The 21,353-nt window shown below is 67.4% G+C and carries 16 protein-coding genes and 3 CRISPR repeat arrays; of the genes, 6 read left to right on the forward strand and 10 right to left on the reverse strand.

Going from position 1 to position 21,353, the window contains the following annotated elements; genetic code table 11:
- Together cas3 and AC1P0E_RS33095 are read right to left on the reverse strand one after the other, a co-directional pair.
- Positions 1-2,901, reverse strand: a complete 2,901-nt coding sequence (gene cas3, locus AC1P0E_RS33090; protein ID WP_482746165.1) for a CRISPR-associated helicase Cas3' — start codon at positions 2,899-2,901, stop codon at positions 1-3.
- A 231-nt stretch (positions 2,902-3,132) separates the two neighbouring features.
- Positions 3,133-3,955: direct repeats of the CRISPR family, unit length 29 nt; unit sequence CTGCTCCCCGCGCATGCGGGGATGGTCCC.
- 313 nt (positions 3,956-4,268) lie between these two features.
- Positions 4,269-5,261 (reverse strand): GlxA family transcriptional regulator, encoded by a 993-nt coding sequence (locus tag AC1P0E_RS33095; RefSeq protein ID WP_482746166.1) that lies wholly within the window; start codon positions 5,259-5,261, stop codon positions 4,269-4,271.
- Between the two features lie 52 nt (positions 5,262-5,313).
- Here AC1P0E_RS33095 and AC1P0E_RS33100 point away from each other — a divergent pair, with 52 nt between their 5' ends.
- Positions 5,314-5,709: a cupin domain-containing protein gene (locus AC1P0E_RS33100; RefSeq protein WP_482746167.1), complete on the forward strand. Its 396-nt coding sequence runs from the start codon at positions 5,314-5,316 to the stop codon at positions 5,707-5,709.
- 1,698 nt (positions 5,710-7,407) lie between these two features.
- Here AC1P0E_RS33100 and AC1P0E_RS33105 read toward each other — a convergent pair.
- Together AC1P0E_RS33105 and AC1P0E_RS33110 are read right to left on the reverse strand one after the other, a co-directional pair.
- The gene (locus tag AC1P0E_RS33105; protein WP_482746168.1) at positions 7,408-7,800 is read right to left on the reverse strand and encodes a hypothetical protein; all 393 of its coding nucleotides are present in this window, start codon (positions 7,798-7,800) and stop codon (positions 7,408-7,410) included.
- Positions 7,801-7,913: 113 nt separating this feature from the next.
- Positions 7,914-9,302: an HlyD family secretion protein gene (locus tag AC1P0E_RS33110; RefSeq protein ID WP_482746169.1), complete on the reverse strand. Its 1,389-nt coding sequence runs from the start codon at positions 9,300-9,302 to the stop codon at positions 7,914-7,916.
- A gap of 94 nt (positions 9,303-9,396) precedes the next feature.
- Here AC1P0E_RS33110 and AC1P0E_RS33115 point away from each other — a divergent pair, with 94 nt between their 5' ends.
- Both AC1P0E_RS33115 and AC1P0E_RS33120 read left to right on the forward strand, forming a co-directional pair.
- Positions 9,397-9,537, forward strand: coding sequence for a hypothetical protein (locus AC1P0E_RS33115; RefSeq protein ID WP_482746170.1), 141 nt, complete (start codon positions 9,397-9,399; stop codon positions 9,535-9,537).
- Between the two features lie 150 nt (positions 9,538-9,687).
- Complete coding sequence (locus AC1P0E_RS33120; RefSeq protein ID WP_482746171.1) at positions 9,688-10,869, forward strand: hypothetical protein; 1,182 nt, start codon at positions 9,688-9,690, stop codon at positions 10,867-10,869.
- Positions 10,870-11,648: 779 nt separating this feature from the next.
- On the opposite strand, the gene AC1P0E_RS33125 is transcribed toward AC1P0E_RS33120, so the two are convergent.
- Entirely contained in the window at positions 11,649-12,134 is a 486-nt protein-coding gene (locus tag AC1P0E_RS33125; RefSeq protein ID WP_482746172.1) for a hypothetical protein, read from the reverse strand.
- Between the two features lie 1,190 nt (positions 12,135-13,324).
- On the opposite strand from AC1P0E_RS33125, the gene AC1P0E_RS33130 reads away from it, so the two are divergent.
- Positions 13,325-14,008 (forward strand): hypothetical protein, encoded by a 684-nt coding sequence (locus AC1P0E_RS33130; protein ID WP_482746173.1) that lies wholly within the window; start codon positions 13,325-13,327, stop codon positions 14,006-14,008.
- Between the two features lie 18 nt (positions 14,009-14,026).
- Here the strand turns inward: AC1P0E_RS33130 and AC1P0E_RS33135 are convergent, their stop codons facing one another.
- The 5 genes from AC1P0E_RS33135 to AC1P0E_RS33155 form a co-directional block, all read right to left on the reverse strand.
- Entirely contained in the window at positions 14,027-15,031 is a 1,005-nt protein-coding gene (locus AC1P0E_RS33135) for an IS630 family transposase (RefSeq protein ID WP_482746174.1), read from the reverse strand.
- A gap of 117 nt (positions 15,032-15,148) precedes the next feature.
- Positions 15,149-15,484: a CRISPR direct-repeat array (repeat unit 31 nt; unit sequence CTCTGCTCCCCGCGCATGCGGGGATGGTCCC).
- Between the two features lie 43 nt (positions 15,485-15,527).
- On the reverse strand, positions 15,528-16,208 hold the full coding sequence (locus AC1P0E_RS33140; RefSeq protein WP_482746175.1) for a class I SAM-dependent methyltransferase: 681 nt from the start codon (positions 16,206-16,208) through the stop codon (positions 15,528-15,530).
- A gap of 59 nt (positions 16,209-16,267) precedes the next feature.
- The gene (locus AC1P0E_RS33145; RefSeq protein ID WP_482746176.1) at positions 16,268-16,840 is read right to left on the reverse strand and encodes a class I SAM-dependent methyltransferase; all 573 of its coding nucleotides are present in this window, start codon (positions 16,838-16,840) and stop codon (positions 16,268-16,270) included.
- Positions 16,837-17,280: an NUDIX hydrolase gene (locus AC1P0E_RS33150; RefSeq protein ID WP_482746177.1), complete on the reverse strand. Its 444-nt coding sequence runs from the start codon at positions 17,278-17,280 to the stop codon at positions 16,837-16,839. Before AC1P0E_RS33150 ends, AC1P0E_RS33145 begins: the two co-directional genes overlap by 4 nt.
- 513 nt (positions 17,281-17,793) lie before the next feature.
- A CRISPR array of direct repeats spans positions 17,794-18,310; the repeat unit is 29 nt; unit sequence CTGCTCCCCGCGCATGCGGGGATGGTCCC.
- A gap of 383 nt (positions 18,311-18,693) precedes the next feature.
- A complete protein-coding gene (locus AC1P0E_RS33155) occupies positions 18,694-18,942 on the reverse strand; it encodes a hypothetical protein (RefSeq protein ID WP_482746178.1) in 249 nt (82 codons plus the stop codon).
- 640 nt (positions 18,943-19,582) lie between these two features.
- On the opposite strand from AC1P0E_RS33155, the gene AC1P0E_RS33160 reads away from it, so the two are divergent.
- Both AC1P0E_RS33160 and AC1P0E_RS33165 read left to right on the forward strand, forming a co-directional pair.
- The gene (locus AC1P0E_RS33160; RefSeq protein ID WP_482746179.1) at positions 19,583-21,034 is read left to right on the forward strand and encodes a site-specific integrase; all 1,452 of its coding nucleotides are present in this window, start codon (positions 19,583-19,585) and stop codon (positions 21,032-21,034) included.
- Positions 20,962-21,342, forward strand: a complete 381-nt coding sequence (locus AC1P0E_RS33165; protein ID WP_482746180.1) for a toxin Doc — start codon at positions 20,962-20,964, stop codon at positions 21,340-21,342. Before AC1P0E_RS33160 ends, AC1P0E_RS33165 begins: the two co-directional genes overlap by 73 nt.
- Positions 21,343-21,353: the final 11 nt, after the last annotated feature.

Below are 21,353 nucleotides of genomic sequence, written 5' to 3' on the forward strand. Positions count from 1 at the left end.
TCAGACACTGGTCACCTCAAGGCCGTCGATGGGGCTGTAACGGAGGTCGAAGCCTGCCAGACGGGTCTGACAATCGGCATCGAGCGCGAGAATCAGCTGGCCGGCAAGCCAGTGAGACTCCTTCACCTGCCAAGCCGGAACATAAAGCTCCTCAAGCTCGGCGATCGCCCGGTCCATCACCCGGGGCGAAGAGAACTGGATCGGCAGACGCAGCCCGCAGCTCGCCGCCACCCGCGCCGCCTTCGGCGACGGGGGACGGTCCTGCGGCAACGCCAGGCCGCCGTTGCCGTCCGCGAGCCAAGGCACGGTGGCCAACGACCCGTCGGTCAGCCGCTGCACGACGACGACCTCCAGGCTCTCCTTGCTGTCCCTCACTTGCGCCCGCCCGGCCCGCGTGTCGTCCGCATCGCCGGCACCTGCCGCAACCCACCCGATCAACGGCCGCCCCGGTTTTCCGACCGCGTCCAGCCGGAACCGGCCGGCACGCTCCGCCTGATCCTCACGGTGCCGCTCATGCCGCTCCAAAGCGGTCGCCAACGCATCAGCCCAGCTCTCCGGCCCGGCCCATCCGTCCGCGTACGCTTCCTGCACCAGCACACTGATGTCCCGCGGCAACCGCACCGGCCGATCCGCACCATCCAGGTACGGCCCCAGCGCAGCAGCCGACCGCAGCAAGGGGTACGCCCCATACACCGCCACCGAACCGCGGACCGGCACAGGAACGTGCGCGTCCCAGTCCACCCCGGTAACCAGGCACCGGGCGGAACGCAACCGTTCAGGACGCTCCTTCTGGTCTTCACCCCGCTGATGCCGGTGCAGCCGCCCCATCCGCTGCAACAACAGGTCGACCGGACACAAATCGGTGACCAGCAGATCGAAATCGACATCCAGGGACTGCTCCGCCACCTGACTTGCGACCACGATGTGCCGCTTCTCCGGTCGGCCGTCAGTCTTCCCGGGCGGCCCGAAACGCCGTAGAAGGTCAGCGTCCTTCGCAGCACGGTCCACGTCGATGAAGGCAGAGTGGGCGACCGTCACCTGCTCGTCGCCGAACCGCTCCCGCAGCACACGCGCGGTATCCAGCACCCGCCTGACCGTATTGCGCACCACCAGGGCGCAGCCGCCTCCCTCCAACTCGGGGGCAAGCCGCTCCGCCAGAACGTGGAGGTCATCATCGAGGCGTTCGAGATGCACCTCGCCGCCCCGGGCGGACGCTGCGGGCGCCTCGATCATTGGGGCGTGCCCCGGCGACACGGCACTGAGCAACGGATAAGCATCCGCAGCCGCTACCGCTTCGAACTGCTCGGCCCCGCTAGTCGCTCCGGCATAGGCCTCGACCAGCTGCTGCCGCCGGGCCGCGGGTAGCGTCGCTGACAGCACCACCACCGGCACCCGGTACGCACCTAGCCACGACAACACCCGGTCCAGATACACACTCATGTAGGTGTCATAGGCATGCACCTCGTCGATCACAACGACCTTCCCGGCCACCGCGAGATGCCGCAGCGCCAGGTGGCGGCTCTTCAGCCCGGCGAACAACAACTGGTCCACAGTCCCCGCGACGAACGACGACAACATCGCCTTCTTACGCCCCCGCAGCCACGCATGCGCCACCAACTCCGCCGGAGCAGACCGCCCTTCCTGAGAAGGCCGCCACTCCTGTACCTGCGCATCCACATCAACAGCAGCGACCCGCTGACTGTCGCGCAGCAGGCTCGCGTACTCCTCGTTGAGAGCCGCCTTCGAATGCGCCAGCAGAACAGACAGCCGCGCACCTTCCTCAGCCGGCAGGTGATCGAGCCAGTCCAGCAGGCGCGGAAACATCGCGTTGCCCGTGGCCATCGTCGGCAGAGCGAAAAACACTCCCCCCGCACCCGACCGCGCAGCGAAAACCTCAGCCACGGCCAGCGCCGCCTCCGTCTTCCCCTCCCCCATCGGCGCCTCAATCACCATCAGCCCCGGCTCAGACATCCCACGCGCCAACCGCACCACCGCCTCCTGCACCGGCCTCACCACGGCACCCGGCGGCAGATCGAAACGGTCAGCAAACAGCTCCAACGCCTCCTGCGCCGGCTCCTTGGGCTGCCAGGGCGGCGGCAGACTCAGCCCTCGCCAAGCCGCAGCTACACGCTCCTCACCGCTGCGCGGAGTCTCCTGCGGAAAATACGGAAACAGATCCGGGTTGCTGGCAATCCAGTCAGCGACGATCACCACAGCGCTCAGCAGCACCTGCACCGGCTGCGGCAGCTTCACCGACCGCCACGCGTCAAGCCGCTCAACTACGCCGAACTCGTCAGCGCACGCGTCCAGCAACTCGCCTTGTACCTGACGCCACAAAACCCTGCTCGGCCCAGGTGTACACAACAAATGCAAGCGGTCTTCCAGTGCCTTGATCTGCCCATGCTCCGGGGGCACACCATGATGACCACCAACAACGATCGCGAACTGCCCCGACTGACGACCCGTCCAACCGTGCCGCTCCTGAAGCCACTCCCCCAGCAGCACCTGCCCAGCCAAACCATGCGGAGCGATCCTGCGATCCAAACCGAACCCGCGTGCCGTCGGCATCTCAAGACCCTGCGCACGCATCCGGTTCGCGAGCTGATCGACCTGGCAAGCAAACGCCGGTGTCGCTTTCCCAATGTCATGCACCGCCGCGAGCCACACCACCAATCGGCGGGCATCCTCATCACCACACGGCAACGACCCGGCGAGCTCCTTGCGGACGCTTGCGGGCAACCACGTGTCCCACAGACGACCCGCCACGGCGGCACTGTCTTCCATGTGTCGCCACAGCGGCAGCCAACCCTCGCTATCCCGGTCGTGCTTGGCCCATACGTTCCGCACCGGCCCCGCCAGACGGCCACTGAGGCCCCCGCGGAACTGCCCGTCACTGCTCATGGCTGATGAATACAGCTAAATCCCAACCGATGGCGCCCTTATGGGGAAATCACACCAACTTGAGGTCTGGCACAACTGCCGACCGAGCCGTGGGCCGTAAGATGCGCAGCTACCCTTTGCCCTCCGGCTGGCATGCACGAGCAAGCGGTGAGAACTATGCGGCATTTGACGGACTCGGTGAAAGTAGTCGAAAACTTCGTGAGCCTGCCATAGAGCCGCAGGTCAGCGAGACTGCTCCCCGCGCATGCGGGGATGGTCCCACGGCGTCGGCCGGAGCCAGCTCGACCCCGGCCTGCTCCCCGCGCATGCGGGGATGGTCCCGTTGCTCGTGCCCACTGTACGAACCGCTGTCGCTGCTCCCCGCGCATGCGGGGATGGTCCCGTTGAGGAGCTCTTCCTCCGTCGTCGGCCGTGCTGCTCCCCGCGCATGCGGGGATGGTCCCGTCCGCGCCGAAGCCGGAGTCCTGTTCCTCGGCTGCTCCCCGCGCATGCGGGGATGGTCCCTGGTCCGCACGACACCGCATGCGACCGCCAGCCTGCTCCCCGCGCATGCGGGGATGGTCCTGCAACAACGGTATACGCCGATTCATGGTTGAGCTGCTCCCCGCGCATGCGGGGATGGTCCCAGTCCGCCCACCACCAGGACGACGCCGGTGGTCTGCTCCCCGCGCATGCGGGGATGGTCCCTGGTCGGCGCGCTGGGCTGGGACGTGAACGGACTGCTCCCCGCGCATGCGGGGATGGTCCCTGATGGGCCGCCGCGTCTCCTTCGCCGACATGCTGCTCCCCGCGCATGCGGGGATGGTCCCCGGTTGTGCCACAGGTCGAGGTATCCGCCGGCGCTGCTCCCCGCGCATGCGGGGATGGTCCCCTCTGTCCCTCTGAGAGCGAGCTCTCGACAAGCTGCTCCCCGCGCATGCGGGGATGGTCCCACCACGGCGTCGGCGGTGAGCCAGACGCGGCGCTGCTCCCCGCGCATGCGGGGATGGTCCCAGAAAGCCTTGACCGGCCCTCCTGGCAGACGGCTGCTCCCCGCGCATGCGGGGATGGTCCCCACCCGGTCTTGGCCGCACGCTCGCGACACCTCATGAGCGCGATCTGGTCCCCTGGGAGGGTCACAAGTCCGAGCCCGCCGTGCACAACTCCAGTCTCAGAACGGCAGAAGACGGTCACAACCTTCGGGTGCCCAGCCCTCGTAGCGCAAAGATCGATGCGACGCCCCAAGCGAGGGCTGCCACACCGCAGGCGATGCCTCGGGCGGGTGGCGTAGTACCGTACTGGTGAAGAGGCGGTGTTCTGACCGTGCGTTATTCGGTCACTCCCCGACCGTGGCTGTACGCAGAAGCCGTTGGGGGGCGTCCCCGTCGTCAATTCACCTCTGGCCCGAACCGACGCTTGTACGCCGATGGAGTGATGCCCGTCTCGCGACGCATCAGCGTACGCAAGTTGGTAGCGGTGCCCAGCCCGCTCCGCCGTGCGACCACCTCAAAGCGTGACTCGCCTCGTTCGATCAATCGGCAGGCCAAGGCAAGTCGCTCTCCCGTGAGCCACATCAACGGGGTCGTTCCCAGCTGTGCCCGGAAGCGACGATGCAGCGTCGCCGGGCTGACCGCCGCCTGTGCCGCAAGGTCTGACACCGTGAGCGGTGAGTCGAGCCGTTCCTGCGCCCAGGCCAGGACGGGTGCCAGGGACTCGTCGGGGAAGTCGGGCATGGGACGCTCCACGAACTGCCGCTGCCCGCCGTCCCGGTGCGCCGCGAAGACCAGTCGCCGACTCACGGAGTTGGCAATCTCGGCGCCGTAGTCGCGGCGGACCACATGCAGCCCGAGATCGAGTGCGGCCGCGCTTCCTGCAGCGGTGAGGATGTCACCGTCATCCACGAACAGCACGTCTGTTTCGAGGTGGACAGCAGGGAAGCGGGACCGGAAAGAAGCCGCCCACTGCCAGTGGGCGGTGGCCCGCCGCCCGTCGAGCACGCCGGCCTCGGCCAGGGTGAAGGCGCCACTGCAGAAGCCGATCAGGCGTGCGCCACGCGCGTGCGCCCGCCGGATGGCGTCGAGCACAGCGGGTCGGCGGGGCACCTCGACATCGGGGCGGTTGGGGACGATCAAGGTGTCCGCCGCATCGGCCGCTTCCAAGCCGGCGACTCCCGTGAGCGTGAAGAATCCGTCTCGCATCGGGGTGCGGGGCTCGGGGGAGCAGAGCCTGAAGTCGTAGAGAACGCGGCCGATCTCCGGCCTGCGGAGGCCGAAGACCTCGGTTGCACAGCCGAGCTCGAAAGGGTTTGAGTTCTCGTCCACGATCACGACCACCCGGTGTATGCCCGCCGCGTGAGCTTGATGCGAGGATTCTTTCGCCATGTGCAATTCCTAGCACTCACGCTGCCCCTGCGAAACCGCGGAGGATGAGCCCATGAGTAACCAGCCCATCCCCCTTAGCCAGGCTCTGGCCTCCTTCGATGCGTTGTGGAGCCCCCGCATCGTCACGCGCGTCAACGACTACGACGTCCGGATCGCCAAGGTCGCAGGCGAACACATCTGGCACGCCCACGACGACACCGACGAATTCTTCTTGGTGCTCGACGGGGAGCTGCACATCTCCTTGCGTGAGCCCGAGGGTGAGCGCACGGTCCTGCTTCCGCAGGGAGCGGTCTTCACCGTCCCCGCAGGTACCGAGCACAAGCCGTACGCACCGTCCGGTGCCGCGATCCTCATGTTCGAGCCGACTGGGACACCAACCGTGGGCGACCGCCACGATGAGATCCCCGATCACGTGGACGCAACGACTGGACACGCCCTCAAGGCCTGAGCGGACAGGCTGCATCGGCAGTCGACCACTCCGGATCAGACCTTCCCGATGCCTGATGCGGACTTCCTGCGCTCGGAGGGTGCTGTTCGAGGAACCCGATGCCGCCGAACTCGATGGGCATGAGGTTGGCGGGCCGCCTCCTGGGGGGTCAGTTGGCTGGAGTGGGTCGCCGATCGGTGGCTGTCGCTCGTGTGACTGTCCAATCCATCGATGCACTTGTGGCTGGCCACGAACTGGTGAAGAGCCGTTGTTTTTGACCTATTGTCGACGAGTTCCGACGGCGGTTGGTGGTCAAAGCAATGCAGGCTGTTGACGAGAAAAGACGGCACCCGTCATGGACGGGTTTGGCCGATCCCCCTTATAGGCCGGCTACGCCAGCACAGTCACGTCAACAAGGGCATCAGGCAGCGGCAGGGACCCCGTTGTTGACCAGCGATGAGGTCCGTGGGGAAGAGAGCCTCCGACTGTCCGTTCGCAGTCGCCTGCAGGCACCCGAGACGGGGCTCCAGTCACCGGCACTTGTAGTACGGGTGATCGGTACCCTCACGGGTATGAGGTTGGGCATCAATGTGCTAATCGCATGTCTGCTCCCCGCGCATGCGGGGATCGTCCCGCCAGCCGTGTACCCCTGAGCAACGCGGAGTCCTGCTCCCCGCGCATGCGGGGATGGTCCCGGGAGGCGAATACGGTGCGCGCCCGTGCCCGCCTGCTCCCCGCGCATGCGGGGATGGGCCCACGCTCGTTCTCGATACCGAAGATCGTCGGGACTGCTCCCCGCGCATGCGGGGATGGTCCCGACGACGGCCTGCTCGACACGAGCAAGCAGCTCTGCTCCCCGCCCATGCGGGGATGGTCCCCCGGCCGCCGCCCCCACGCCACGGATCACGGACTGCTCCCCGCGCAAGCGGGGATGGTCCCGCCGCCACGTCCGGCTGGGAGCCGAGCAAGCTCTGCTCCCCGCGCGTGCGGGGATGGTCCCGGCCGGGTCTGGTAGTTCCGCCCCGGGGCGGCCTGCTCCCCGCGCATGCGGGGATGGTCCCGTCGTGCTGCTCCTGGTCGTCGCCGTCGTGTTCTGCTACCCACGCATGCGGGGATGGTCCCCACCACGTCCGGGTCGATGAGCGCCTCCCCGCGCATGGGGGGATGGTCCTCTGACCCCGCGCCAGCCCGGAAGGACGGGTGGATGCGCTGCTCCCCGCGCATGCCGGGATGGTCCCTTCACCGTCGTGTACACGTCGGTGTTGAGCTTCTGCTCCCCGCGCGTGCGGGGATGGTCCCAGCGTGTACGGGTCGACGACGACGGTCTCGTACTGTTGCCCGCGCATGCGGGGATGGTCCCACGTGGGACGGCCTGCCCGACTACTGGCAGAGCTGCTCCCCGCGCATGCGGGGATGGTCCCCGGGCTGCCTGCTGATGGGTGACGCTCTCTAACTGCTCCCCGCGCATGCGGGATGGTCCCGTGATGGGACTGTTCGGATCGAGTGGCCAGGTCTGCTCCCCGCGCACGCGGGGATGGTCCCGAGGCGCTTCACAGGGCGCCTCAAGGGACGGCGCTGCTCCCCGCGCATGCAGGGATGGTCCCCACCCGGTCTTGGCCACACACTCGCGACACCTCATGAGCGCGATCTGGTCCCCTGGGAGGGGCACAAGTTCGAGCCCGCCGTGCACAACTTCAGTCTCAGAACGGCAGAAGACGGTCACAACCTTCGGGTGCCCAGCCCTCGTAGCGCAAAGATCGATGCGACGCCCCAAGCGAGGGCTGCCACACCGCAGGCGATGCCTCGGGCGGGTGGCGTGGTACCGGCCCAGACCATGAGCACGCTGCCCGCGCCCCAGGCGATCCATGTGAGGCGTGCGCCGAACGTGCCGGTCATGAACGAGATCACCAGGAGTCCTATGCCGCTGGCCAGCCAGGTGGTGTAGAGGGTGTTTGCGGTCACGGGGAGCCCTGGGGAGTGCGCCTTGAGGTAGGTCCGCACTGGTTCGTCGACGACGGCTACCATGCCTTGCTCGTCCCATGAGGTCCCCTGGACCACATCGAGCATCGCGGTACCGAGAGACCCCAGCAGAGCGATCACGAACAGTGCCACCGGTACCAGGGTGACCACCTTGACCCACAGCGCCGATGGCCCCCACCCCTGGGCAAACGCCGTACTCAACTCCTGTCGGCGGTCTGCCAGCCAGGCCGCATCCGACAGGGCGATCAACCGAGTAGGGCTTGATGCGCCGGGCGGGGAGGGGACGCGGAGAGGTCGGCTGCGAGGTCTCCCGCGACTTGCTGCACCGCCGCTGTCACCCGGTCATCGTGCCCAATGACGGTGTACACACCGGCGGCCAATGTGAGGGGAACCAGCAGCACCAGCCACCAGGCGCCGGCGTGCTGCGCCGCCTGCGCGCTCAGCACCGCGCCGACTGCGGTCAGCAATGCGCCCAGGCACCGCCCGCCGCGAACGGCCAGAGCGCGGGAGCTGACCACCAGCGTCTGCTCCGGCGGCCGTTGCTGGATCAATGAGCGCAGCAGGGGCCACAGCTTCCCCAACGGCTGCCAGGGGTCCGCCACCAGCAGCAGTCCTACCAGTGCGAGGAGTATGGAGAGCCCCCAATAGGTCGACATCGCTAGCGCCAGGGCGCCGGCCACCGTCAGCGTGCACCCTAGGGCACGCGTCGCTACGTGGGTCGCGGTGCGCCATTGCTCCAGCTGCCCCACCGTTCTGCTCCGAGGGACCAGGCTCCATTCCTCGCGGACCTCGTCACGATGCGCCTGGCCCTCGTCGAGGAAGCCCTGCGCGGCACGCAGCGCACGAGCGAAGTCGGTCTGGAAGGCCGCCTCTTGAACCTCCTCGGGGCCGGGCGAGGACACGGTACCGGGACTGTCCGAGAACAGAATGTTCACCGTGCTGGCGTCGCGGGCCTGAGCCAGCTGCTCCTCCAGCACATTGCTGCGCCGGCGCAGGCGCTGCACCAGAAGCTCCGTCTCGTCGCGTCCCGCCCTCGCGCGCTCCAGCTCTCGCTCAGCGGAGGCCAGCTGCGCAGTGAGCTGCTTGAGCTCCGATCGGGCCTGGTCTCCCGCCTCCTGCTCCACCGTCGCTATCTTTTGGCGCAGATCGCTGCTCAGCAGGCTCAGCGACAGCACCATGCGCTGGTTGTCGTCCCGCTCCCGCGTCAGCTCCTCATTGCGCTGGTAAGCCAGTCTCAGCTGCTCCTGCGCCTGAGCGGCCTGCCCCTGCGCGGTGGCCGCGACTGTCGCTAAGGATGCGATCTCACTCCCCGCGCCGGCCGGTGCGGGCTGACTTGGTGGTGCCGGGTTCTTCGCGGCCTCCAGGAGCGCCAGTGCCTGACGCAGTTGTACCTCCTTCTCGCGCGGCGGCGTCGTGGCGGTGATGAACCGCTCCACGAAGTCACGCGATGGCGTCTTCTCCCCGCTCAGGAACTGCCCGACGGACGTTCGCGAGTATCGCGTAGGCGATTCCAGATCCCGGATCTGCTTTCCGGCGCGCTCCAGCTTCTCGCGCAGGAACTGCGCCAAGGCACGTCCCTCGAGTGTCTCGGCCTTCAGTTCTCCCCAGCCCCGGCCTTGTTTCCGCTGTGCCACGCGCCCCTGCTCCCCTCAACGCATCCACGGCCATCCCGCAGGTGGGCCAGCGTATGGACCTCTGAACCTCCCGCGACAAGGCGCATCCCTGCCCATGGCAGAGGCACCCCACCCGCCCCCGGCACCCGAGCTGGCCGCTGCCACGGCCGTTCCTGTCAACCCATGTCCGCACTTCACCTGCGCGTACGGGGTGGACGGCGTGACGGACAACTCCCGGCGGGCAAGCCTCGAATGACCTCGACCGCCCGCTCAACCGCTGGAGACGACGTTCATGACGCACCAGGCCCTCCCTTCCCGCCCCTCCGTCCACACCGCTGGCTCCGGTCAGGTAACCATGCCCACGAAGCGATCAAGCTCCGTGAGCTCCCGTAGCAAACTGCCGCGAATGAGCGAGCTCGCCATCGACACCGGTAACGCCGGACGCGTGATCGACCTGCGCCGCGACCCAGACGCCGCCACCCGGCTCCCCCGCGGCAAGGCCGGAGGCCGCTACCGCTGCTGCGCCTGCGCGGGAGCCCTGATTTTCACCGGCCCTGCCACCCCGACGTCCGGCTTCACGGCCCGTTTCCGACATGACGCTAGCGCCGCCCCCGGCACCGACCTGTGCGCCGCGCCCGCCCCGCACCAGGCCGACATCCAGAGCGACCTCACCATCGCCCTGCACCTCCGCGAGCAGCTGGTGCGCGCTCTTCCCGACGCGAGCATCTGCCTCCAGATCGACCCACAACTAGCTGGCCAGCACTGGCCGCTCCCACCCGCCCTCATCGTCCGCCGCGGCAATGACGTCGCCGTCATCGAACGGCCCCGGCGCCTGCTCACCGCCACCGCCACCGCCACCGAGCACCGCCTGCACGCCGTGCGCGCCCGCCACGGCGAGAACGCCCAGCACTGGTGGTTCTTCGACCGCGACGACGCCCTCCACTACGACCCGGCCGGCACCGTCAGGGTCCGCCCGCACGGCAAGCCCTCCACCCACGACAAGGTGCGCCCCACCCCCACCCAGCGGCAGATCACCGCCGCGGGCGGCGCGGTCGGCTGGATCACCAAAGACACCGCCCTGATCCCATACGGAGGCCACCCCGGCACGTATCCCATCCACGCGGGAGAGGACTGGAGCGGCGAGATGGAATCCTGGTCGCACGACTGGAAAATCTCCCACCCCTACCCGGCCCGCACTGCCACCTGGTGGGGCCTGGTCCCGGTGTCGCTGCTCGCCTTCGGCACACACACCGGCTTCCGGCCCGCTGCGGCCTTCCAAGTGATGACTGCGCTCGAGGCCGCCGAACGAGGCCGTGAAAAGCACCGCCGCCGCCGCGCCCGTGAGCATGCCCAGCACCACACCCACAGCCAGCACCCCGAACTCGCAACATTGGCCCACGAGGTGGGCTCACCCGCACACGCTGAACCCGCCGCCCACGCTGAAGAGCCACAACAGAGTCCGGACCCCGCGGGACCACCGGCAGTCGCACCAATCCCGCCCCGGCCGACTTCACCCCCTCCCCGCGTCACCACGAGGCCTCCCCGATTCCACTGGCGCAGCCTGCTCCCTCGAACCTGGCACCGCTGAACCCGGCACTGGTGCGTTCACCTGCTTTCCGCGCCTGCATTGCTGACGGGATGCGGGTCTTCGAGACGTAGCCGCGCGGCTAACCTTGCCTGTGGCCCGTAGAGCGCAATGCGACGTCTGGGAGGGTATGGGCTATATGGCGGATTCGGTGTAAGTGGTCGAAAGCTGTGACAGCCAGCCATAGAGTCGCAGGTCACGGAGTCTGCTCCCCGCGCATGCGGGGATGGTCCCGCTTGCCACTTACCGGCCATGCCTCGCACTTCCTGCTCCCCGCGCATGCGGGGATGGTCCCGGAGCGACATCGCCGGCGAGTTGGGGGGTGGACTGCTCCCCGCGCATGCGGGGATGGTCCCAGCCGCACAGGGAAATCCGCGTCCGAGCGCTGCTGCTCCCCGCGCATGCGGGGATGGTCTCCTCCTCGACACCCCGATCGCCGTCAGACGGTCCTGCGATGGTGCCCCTTAGAGGACCCGCGCCCCGCAGTTTCTACGGACCCGAGGTCATCGCACGCACCAGGCTCGATCCAGGAACGCTATATCCCGAGCTCAAACGGCTTGAAGCGCAGGATGGCTCACCAGCCGCCCCGAAGGCGACGTTGCTTGGATGAGCCGAGCCACCCCAGGCCGCGGACTGCCAAGCGTCGCACCTTCTACACGCTCACGGCTGAGGGCCGACGCGCCGCCCGCCTCGAAGCCCAACGCCGCACTGCGGCCTGAGCAAGCCGGCAGCCCCTTCTTGACAAAACCGCGCCAGAAAGGCTGGAAAGCGCTCCAGAACGCCTACGATCCCGAGCGCAACCCAAGAACACTGTGTTCCACCACGCCCGAGGGAAGTGCGCTCTTTGGCGAAGACGGGGCAGTCAACTCCACGAGACCGGCGCGGAGGTCGGCGGCGGGCTCTCCAAGGACGATGGCGCTGATGATCAGCTCCATCATCAGGCAGTCATACTCGTCGCCCATGCCCCGATAGCGCTTACCATCGGCCTCCACCACAGCAGAGGCGATCTTCCTCCCGCCGCCGGCCACTGGGGCAAAGGTCGCTTGATAGACACCGTGACCGGTCCAACTCCGATGCATGAACAGGCCAGCGCCTTCAGCGAAGACGTTCCACTTCTCATCCATGTCCCGGGCTCGATAACCCTGCCGGATCCGGTCCCAGTCCTCGTCAGTCCAGACACGATCCGGCAACTGAGACACCGGGCTGGGCACGTTGATCGGCTGGAGCCGCCGGAACGACTCTCGGGTGAGCGGGACGTCGGCAGTCATGACGCCATCCTACGGATGCACCGCTTCAACAGGACGGCGACCTACCTCCAAGAGGAGGCTCCCTGAGCAGAGAGCGAACCTCACGCCAACTTCCGGACGTGTCCGCTGTGTCCTGAACAGCGAATCAAGTCACCGGTCACCCTCTGGATGTGGATTACGACTACCGGTCGCCTTGGCGATCGAGATAGTCGATCAGTTTCGCCTCGCTGCGGCGCAGCCGAACACACTCGTCCGCAGGCAGGGATCCCAGCGCGTCGACGAGGACACGCGTTCGGGGAATCTGGACCATCGCACCGGAGTAGATCCGGCACCTGGAACACCATGCCAAGCCGACGCACCGCTCGAACATCGAGGACTCAGGCGCATAGAGACGGAACTGGTAGGAGCGGACGGGTGTTCCGCAGGCGGCGCAGATTCGGCGATCGCCGTGCCTGACCGTGTCCCAGGTCGCGACCTTGACCCAGCGCTGGCGCCCAGTCGGTGCTCTTCAAGTCGTCATGCGCAGCATTCTCTCTCATGGCCACCATCGTCTGTGCACTGCCCGAACGGGCCGTCTCCGCTGAAGAATCCGACACGCTCGCTGCATGATTGTGCGCAACCGTCAGTGACGGGCTATGACTTGGTCAAGGGTCCGGACTGGCCGGGGCAGTGGAATCGCATGTCCGTGAACATTGCTGCACATCGCTGGAGTGCGTGCACATCGTCTCCCTACCGTCGTCCTCATGACGACAGGAACCCGCCCCAAGGGGCCACCGAAGCGGGATGGCCCGGCACCTGGTGTCACTGGCACAAGGGGCCGTCGATCACCGCCGTCCGTACCGACACCCTCGAGGCGACGTCCGGTTCGGGATACAGCCAGTACGCGTGTGCTCCGTGCCGTGAGCAGCGCGGCTTCGTGCCCGGCGCGATGACTGCGGCTCATCGCGCAGGACCCGAGTCATGAGGGGCAGGCGGTCGCGACCGTCCGGCCTGCGGGACTCCGTATCTGCTGGGCCCCTAACCCGGACGCGCCGGCGAGGTGCTGCACCGTCGACGACACGCATTGATGACGACTGGGGCGGTCCGGTACGCAAAGGGTGGAGCTAGTGCCGTATCAAGCAACGTTCGCCTCGTTCCGATGGTGAGTTGCCGCCTGGTAGCGTCGCTCTCTTCGGCTGGGGCAGCTTGCTGGTGTCTTGACGGGATGCACGGTGACTTCTCCAGATATCGATGTCCTCGCCGCGGCGGTGGCGAGGCTCGCCAAGACCTTCGGCGGTATGGCGGCTCAAGCGGACGAGACCGGCTGCGGCCGGTGCTTCAACGCGGGTGAGGTCGAGCTGCTGCGGACTCCTGACGTCCCGCTCCCGAAGGATCTTGTCCGTCGGATCGCGCAGAAAGATCCCTTCCACTGGGATGACCAGCCCGCGCTTATTCGGCGGGTCCTGCCCGAGCTCGTCGTGGTGCTCGCCGAGGGCGTTTCCGAGCCTGATCTCATTGCCCGTGGACTGGCCGCGGCAGGCTGGTCGCGGTGGCCCGGCGAGCAGGCCGGGGCAGTGGGCGGTTTCCTGGCGGCGTGGTGGACGCAGACCCTGCGGAGGAAGTCACCGCCCATCTCCGCTTGTGTGGTGTTCGAGAGCTGTGTGACCGCGAGTTCCTCGGTCACCCCGTGGCTCGCCCTGTGGGAGGCGGAGAAGAGCCTGGTCGCCCGCCGTCACCTGGCTGACAGCGTCGGGTGGTGGCGGGAGGAGTTGACCTCCGACTACTCGCCCTTCACCTGGTGGTGGGGAACCGAGGCGGAGGAGCACGCCGCCTGGTACGAGGTGAAGACATGGCTGGCCGGTCAGGCCCAGGTAGCCGTGGTGCCGGAAGAGTTGGGGCCTGATCCGCAGCCGTAGCGGCGGCGCGGGTCGGAATCAGGCGACGTTCGCTCTGGCCACGACCATGCGGAGGCGTTGGTCAGCTGCGTGGTTGTTCCGCCAGATGATGTATCGGCGGATCATGCTGCCCTGTTGCTTGTGGTTTTGGTGGTCCGTGCCGTCGAGGGCGAAGTAGCGCAGGGCGGTGAACTGGGCTTCGATGCGGTTCAGCCAGGAGGAGTTGGTCGGGGTGTAGGCGATCTCAACGTTGTTCGCCTCGGCCCAGGTGCCGACGCGCTGGCACTTCCTGGTCGTCAGGTGTGGGGAGTAGTTGTCACACACGATCGCGATTCGGGTCCGGGCCGGGTAGAGGGTGCGCAGGTAGCGGCAGAACTCGAGGAACTTCGAGCGGTTCTTGGTCTTCTTGATGTGGCCGTAGATCCTGTCCTTGGCCAGGTCGTAGGCGGCGAAGAGATGGCGCACGCCGCCGTAGCGGTTGTACGTCGCGCGGCGCCGTCGGCGCGGTTCACGGTCGCGGTCCTTGTGGATGCCGCCGCGTTCGGCCCACTGCCGCCCGGGATGCGGCATAAGGTTGAGCGGTCCGAACTCGTCCAAGCAGATCACCACCTCGGGCTCGTCGTCCTCGGGTATGACCTCACCGTCGGCGATCGCGTAGAGGTGCTCGACTCGGGCCTTCTTGGCGGTGTAGTCCGGATCGCGGGAGGTCTTCCAGGTCTTCACGCGTTGAAAGCTGACGCCTTCCTCGCGGAGCAGAATGCGCAGGCCCTCGTGGCTGATGTCGTCGACCACCCCCTCAGCGACCACGAAGTCGGCCAGCTTGGTCAGGCTCCAGGTGGAGAACGGCAGTTCGTGCTCGGTCGGCATCGATTTGGCGATCTTCTTGATCTCCCGTCGCTCGAGCAGTGTGAACCTGCGCGGCCGGCCGCCGGAGTACTTCGGGTAGAGCGAGCCGAAGCTGTCGGCATTGAAGCTATGGATCACGTCCCGGACCCGCCGCAGCAACCGCCGCCCCTCGTCGTCACCGATCTCACGGCCGGCCATTGCAGGCGTGCGGACCGTAAAGCGTAACGCGAGATCTGAGGCTTATGGGCTGTATGGCGGGTTCGGTAAATGTGGTCGAAAACCGTGCCAGTCAGCCATAGAGTCGCAGGTCACGGACTCTGCTCCCCGCGCATGCGGGGATGGTCCCCGGTGGCTCCCGTACAAGAGCGCTCGCGTGCTCTGCTCCCCGCGCATGCGGGGATGGTCCCTCGCCCCCGGTCGACGCCGAGCAGCAGCCCCTCTGCTCCCCGCGCATGCGGGGATGGTCCCGCACTTGCGCCGGGACCTGAGGGCCGTTCTTGCTGCTCCCCGCGCATGCGGGGATGGTCCCGGCGCCAACGTGATTGGCCCGCTGAACGGTTACTGCCCCCCACGCATGCGGGGATGGTCCCGCCACGCTGAATGTTTCGGGCGGGTTCAGTGCCTGCTCCCCGCGCATGCGGGGATGGTCCCCACCCGTCAGGCAGCTCGGGGAGCATGCTTCCAGTTGCTTCGGTCAGCGACGGACGTGGAAGAGCCGGTAGGAGACCGCATTGTCGTCGCTGGGGGCGTCCAGGGTGTCCACACGCCTAACGAGCAGGCCCTGCTCGTCGAGCAGGCTCTCCCACAATTCGGTCGTGAGCACCCACATCTGGACGGTCTGGGCCTGGCCTCCTGCGAGCGGGAGAATCTCTGGGCGGGGGACGACCCTTGTGGAGGGAGGATCACCGGCGGAATTGGTATGCAGAGTGGTGAAGCACAGCAGGCCGCCCGGCTTGAGCCCGGCGGCAAGCGCTGGTAGCGCTCGATGAGGGCTCAGGTAGGGCAGTCCGTGCATGGAGTAGATGACGTCGTAGGGGTCGGCATGGGCGAGATGGTCGACGGCGTCTGCCAGGACCAGGCGCAGTCCGGCAAGGTGGGGGTAGCGGGATCGCGCCCGATCGTGCTGGCTGGGTGAGGAGTCGACGGCATCGACGACGGCGCCGTGCTCGCGGACGAGATGAGCCGCGTGCCGGCCTGTGCCGCACCCCAGGTCGAGCACGCGTTTGCCGGTGAGGTCACCGAGGACTTCGGCGCCTGGTCCCGTCCCCCACCAGCCCCAGTCGAAGCGGTCCAGCTCGTCCAGTTCGGTTCGCCGGTGGGCGTGGTGACGTCCATAGGTTTCCCATGCGGTGGCGTTGCTCGATTCTGTGGTCAACTCGTCTCCAGGGTCGTGGCCGGCGGTTCTCGGTCTATGCCCATGCACTGCGTTGGTGTTCATGGTCGGAGGGCGAAGCACCGATAGGTGCCGATGGTCAAGGTGTCCGCCCGGGACCAGCCGGCGGTGAGCAGGTCAGCGTCAGCCGCCTGCAGCTCCCATGCCTCTGCGTTCCTGTGAGTCTGGTTGTGTACGGAAGTACCGACCCAGAAGAGCCCTCCTGGTGGCAGGAGGTGGCGCACGCGAGCGAGGAAGGCCGGCTTGTCGGGTATCCACCGGTAGACCAGCCGGCAGGTCACGAGCGCGTAGCCCGCATGCGGCAGAAGCGCGAGGTCGTCGTGTTCAAAGTCCATCTGGCGCAGGTCGAGGTGCGGGTAGCGAAGTCGGCCGGTGGCCAGAGCGGCCGGTGCACAGTCGACCCCTGTTACCTGGAAACCGAGATCGTGCAGATGCTGGGCAAGCGTTCCTTCACCGCATCCAATGTCCAACGCTGGTCGCCCGCGACCTGGTCCAGCGTGGTGGCGCAGATGCTCGGCTTCATCTTGGTCGAAGCGACGGTAGCGTCGGCCGGCACGCCACAGCGGGTCCCAATACGCCTGTGCGCCGCCGTCCGCACGTGGCGTGGGCTTCACGACGGCCAGCCCATCTGCGTGTACGCGCTGCCTCGAGTGATGCCTTCCAAGGCTGCCCGGGTGTACTCGACCAGCTGGTGGGGCAGGGCGTTCAGCGGCCACCAGCGCCACTGGGTGCAGCGGTCGGGCTCCCGCAGTTCGGGCTCTCCCGTCCAACGGGTCGCAGCGAAAAACATCTGCAAGCGCGGCTGCGTGCTGCCCGGGTCGAGAACGTGCACCGTGTGCACCAGGCGCAGGTCCTGCTCGTCGATCTGCAGGCCGGCCTCCTCGGCCGCTTCACGCGCGACGCAGGTACGGATTGCCTCGAACTCACAATGGCCAGCAAGCAGATGCCACGATGATGGAGCGAAGGCCGTGTCTGGATGGCGTTTTCCGAGAAGGACGGTGCCTTCTCGTTCTAGGTAGAGATGGCCGCCGATGACGTTGCGCACGCTGCTCATATAGGGGCTCCCCGATGGGTGTCGCGATGGGCTGGCTACGGCGATCCGCGTTGCTCTTCGCGACGACGACGTCAACTCCGAATCTCCTGCAGGCGAACAGTCCGACGATGTATGGGTCAACGACAAGAGCCGCGATATCGAACACACGCGTTTCGGACGATCTCTCGCCCTGTACTCACGCGGTGCGTGGAGAGGTCCCCTTGGCCTGCCGCTCATGGACGCGGCCTTGGCGTGGCTGAATCGCTGACTGCGATACGTGTGTGACATCTGGAAAGCTGGAGTCATCGCGCACGAGGGAGACCGAGATACGTCATCTCTTGGCGCGAACTGCGTACCGTGCTGCGGCGGGGCGGTCCGTCGACGTCATCACTTGTGCCTTCCCTCAGACCCGGTAGGCCTGGCGTAGCAACACCGGCCCCAGGAGGGGGTCTGCCACTTATGCACTATTTGACCGATTCAGTGAAAGTGCTCGAAAATCGCACGGGCTGGCCGTAGAGTCGCAGGTCACGGAGTCTGTTCCCCGCGCATGCGGGGATGGTCCCGCGCCTCGGAGGTCCGCACGGCACAGCGGCGTCTGTTCCCCGCGCATGCGGGGATGGTCCCGCGTTGTCCGTCTGGCACGACAAGACCGGCGGCTGTTCCCCGCGCATGCGGGGATGGTCCCAGGCTGGGGGCCATCTCCCGCTGCAACTCGCCCTGTTCCCCGCGCATGCGGGGATGGTCCCACCCCCGGCTCCTCGACGGATTCCTCTACATCCTGTTCCCCGCGCATGCGGGGATGGTCCCGACGGCACCGACCCGGGCGAGCCCTCCGCCGACTGTTCCCCGCGCATGCGGGGATGGTCCCCCGTACGCCGACTGCGACACCCTCGCCCAGGCCTGCTCCCCGCGCATGCGGGGATGGTCCCGAGATCCGGGCGCGCAACAATCTGCCGCGGGTCTGCTCCCCGCGCATGCGGGGATGGTCCCCTTGGACGCTCGCGGGGGTGCAGGCTTTATCTCTGCTCCCCGCGCATGCGGGGATAGTTCCACCACCGCGCAAATGACGCGGGCTGATGGCCTGTCTCCCCGCGTGCGGGGATGTTCCCGAGTCCAGACCCCTCACTATGAGTCAGTGGCGTTGTCCGGGTGGATGCATGACTGCTGGCGGCTGGTGCCGCTGGCCGTGGGATGGTGCGCTTCGGTTGTTGTGCGGTCTCGGGAGCAGGGCGTTGATGCCATGGCAGCCGTTACCTCGGCCGGACCGGGGGAGCGCACATCCGGACGGGGCCCGGACCAGAGCGTCGTCATGAGCGGCAGTCACGGCCGGCGTCGCACTGCCAGCCGGAGAAGCCGCCTTCGCGGGGATGCTCGACGTCGTGGAAGAATGCGAGGTGCTGAGGGGTGGTCAGGAAACCCCCAGTCAGCGAGGAGTCATACCCGGTTAGCGAAGAGAATGAAGGTGGCGTGCCGGAGCCGCGCTCCGGCGGCGAGCCGAAGGTCACCCCTCCGGCCGCGAGCGAGGTGGACTACCCGCCGGTGCAGAACGGCGTCGACTACCTCGACAACGTCGCCGACCACCTTCGCCACGGCCAACCTAGTCCACGGAACCTGAAGTACGCGGTCCTGCACCTTCAGGCCGCCGCCGAGGTCCTCCTCAAGGCTCGCCTGGTACAGGAGCACTGGAGCCTCGTCTTCAAGGACCCCGGCACCGCAAAGCGGGAGAGGTTCGAGGCGGGCGATTTCGACAGCTGCACCACGAGCGGGGCCATCGGGCGGTTGAAGGACATCGCCGGCATCGCGATCGACGACAGGTCCGCCAAGAGCCTGGCCATTCTCTCCAAGTGGCGCAACAGAGTGCAGCCCTCTACGGCACGTGGCAGAACACCAATGGCGACTCGTACATCACCACAGAGGCCGTCGCCTTCCCCGTGTCGAAGCGGACCGCCCGGCGGGTCTACTACGACCGCGCCACGATGCGCCCGGCGCCGCCCCCGAGCCCGACTTCGTCGACCGCCAGGAGTTGGAGAGCACCGGCCAGCCCGCCGCCGGTCCGCCGGCTGGTGGGAACCGGACTCCGTCCTCTACGTCGAGCCGCCAACCCTGAACCCGCACCCCGCCGCCAGGCCTTCACTCGCCGAGCTCAAGGCGTCCATGGCGGCCGCGCACCCCGAACCGCGGCCGCAGCGACGCGACGTTCATCGCGGCCCGCGCCGCCTACGTTCCGCATCACCCGTCACACCATCCTCGCCGAGGCGAGCTGCCGCCCCGCGCCGACGAGCAACCGCAGTTCACCGAGCGGGACTTCACAGTCCCGACCCGCGTGAAGAAGCGGATCGCCGAGCGCGGCGCGCGCAACACCCGCGTCAACCGCGACACCACGCGTGAGCGGTTCAGGGCCTGGTGTGAGAAGGAAGGCCGCGTCGCCTGGCCGACCACCACGACCGCGAACGTCACCGCGTACTTCGGCCACCTCATGGAGAAGGGCAAGGAGGAGGGCGCCAAGTACAGCCCCGACACTCTATTGGTCTACGTCTCCCGCATCGTCTCCTGGTACCCCAAGGGCGACCGGCCGGACGGCTCCCTGGTCCGCGAGATGATCGAGGACTACCGCTTGGAGGAGTACATCCCAGCCGGCGGCGAGAAGGAGCAGTCCGCGGGCCTGGCCTTGAAGTACCTGATCAAGGTCCTCGACCGGATCGACGAGACCACCCGGGTCGGGCGCCGCGACGCGGCCATGCTCGTCCTGCAGTACGGCATGCGCTACCGCTCGATCGAGGTCACCAACCTGCTCGTGCGACACGTCCGCCTCGACACCGACGGCGTGTGGGTGTGGACCGCTAAGTCCAAGACCAGGAGGAAGGGCAAGGGACGGTGGCGGTTCATCCGCGACCGCGCCGACCTGAAGATCGTCGCCCGGGTGCGCGCCTGGCTCGCCGACCTTCGCCAGCTGTTCGAGCCCACCGAGCACGACCAGAACCCGGTGGGCGGCGAGCCGGCCTACCAGCCGCACAAGCCGCTCTTCCGTGCCCTGACCACGCTGGGTAACCTCAAGCGCCGCTCCAACGCGACCGTGCGCGGCCTGTTCCTCACCGGCCGCGCCGTCAACGAAATGGTCCAGGCGCGCGCGAAGGCCGCCGGGGTTGCCATCATCAACGGCCTCAAGGTCACCTCCCACTCGTTGCGGGCCGGACCGAACACCGACATGGCTGAGGCCCTGGTGCCGCTCGCCGAGCGCAACGAGGCCGGCGACTGGATTCCACCCTCGCCGACGACGTCTACAACCGGCCCGACGGCACGATCGACGTCAGCAAGCAGGACCCGCTGGACGCCGTACCGCTCTTCGGCCGGTCCCTGTGAGACAGAAACGGCCGATAAATGTGCAGGTGAGAGCAATCTTAGAAGCCAGGTAGTCAGAACGGTATGCCCAGCGGCATACTCGAAGCATGGCAGACACCAGCGTCAAGATCGACGACACCACCAGAGACAGGCTCAAGGCCCTGGCCGACAGTGCGGGCATGTCGATGAAGGACTACCTCGCCAAGGTGGCCGCGGAGAAGGAGCACGAGAAGCTGCTCGACACCGCCACGGCCGCGTTCCGCCGCGTCATCGGCGAGCCCGGCATCCTGGACCGCTTCGACGCCGATTTCGGAGGCCTCCCGCCGGCGGCCGCGCACGAGACTCAGCGGGCGGCCTGAACCTGTGGAACTGCTCGTCGACTACCGATGGCTCCTGGCCCGCCAGGAAGACATCCTTCGCACAGACCTCACGGTGAACGATCTCAGCGTGCTCGTCGGCATGGCCGCGCGACATCGCGTTGACCCGCCGAGGCTCGACCACAGCCACCCGGACGCCTTCTGGCGGGCCGCCGTGTTCCTGGAGGAGTGTGTGCTGCTGCGCCCGCTCCCCGCCCGCAACGAGGCGTACGGCTACGGCGTTGCCGTCGCCTATTTGGAGGCGTCCGGCGAACACGTCGACACGACGTACGAGCTGTGGCGCGACCTGATCAACGACATTCGCATCCTGCGCCTGGATTCGTACGGCATCGCCGAGCGGCTGCGATCCTTCCGGGCCCAGCGCTGAGAGAGTGGCGC

Source organism: Streptomyces sp. TRD_SC_5 (assembly GCF_056836825.1).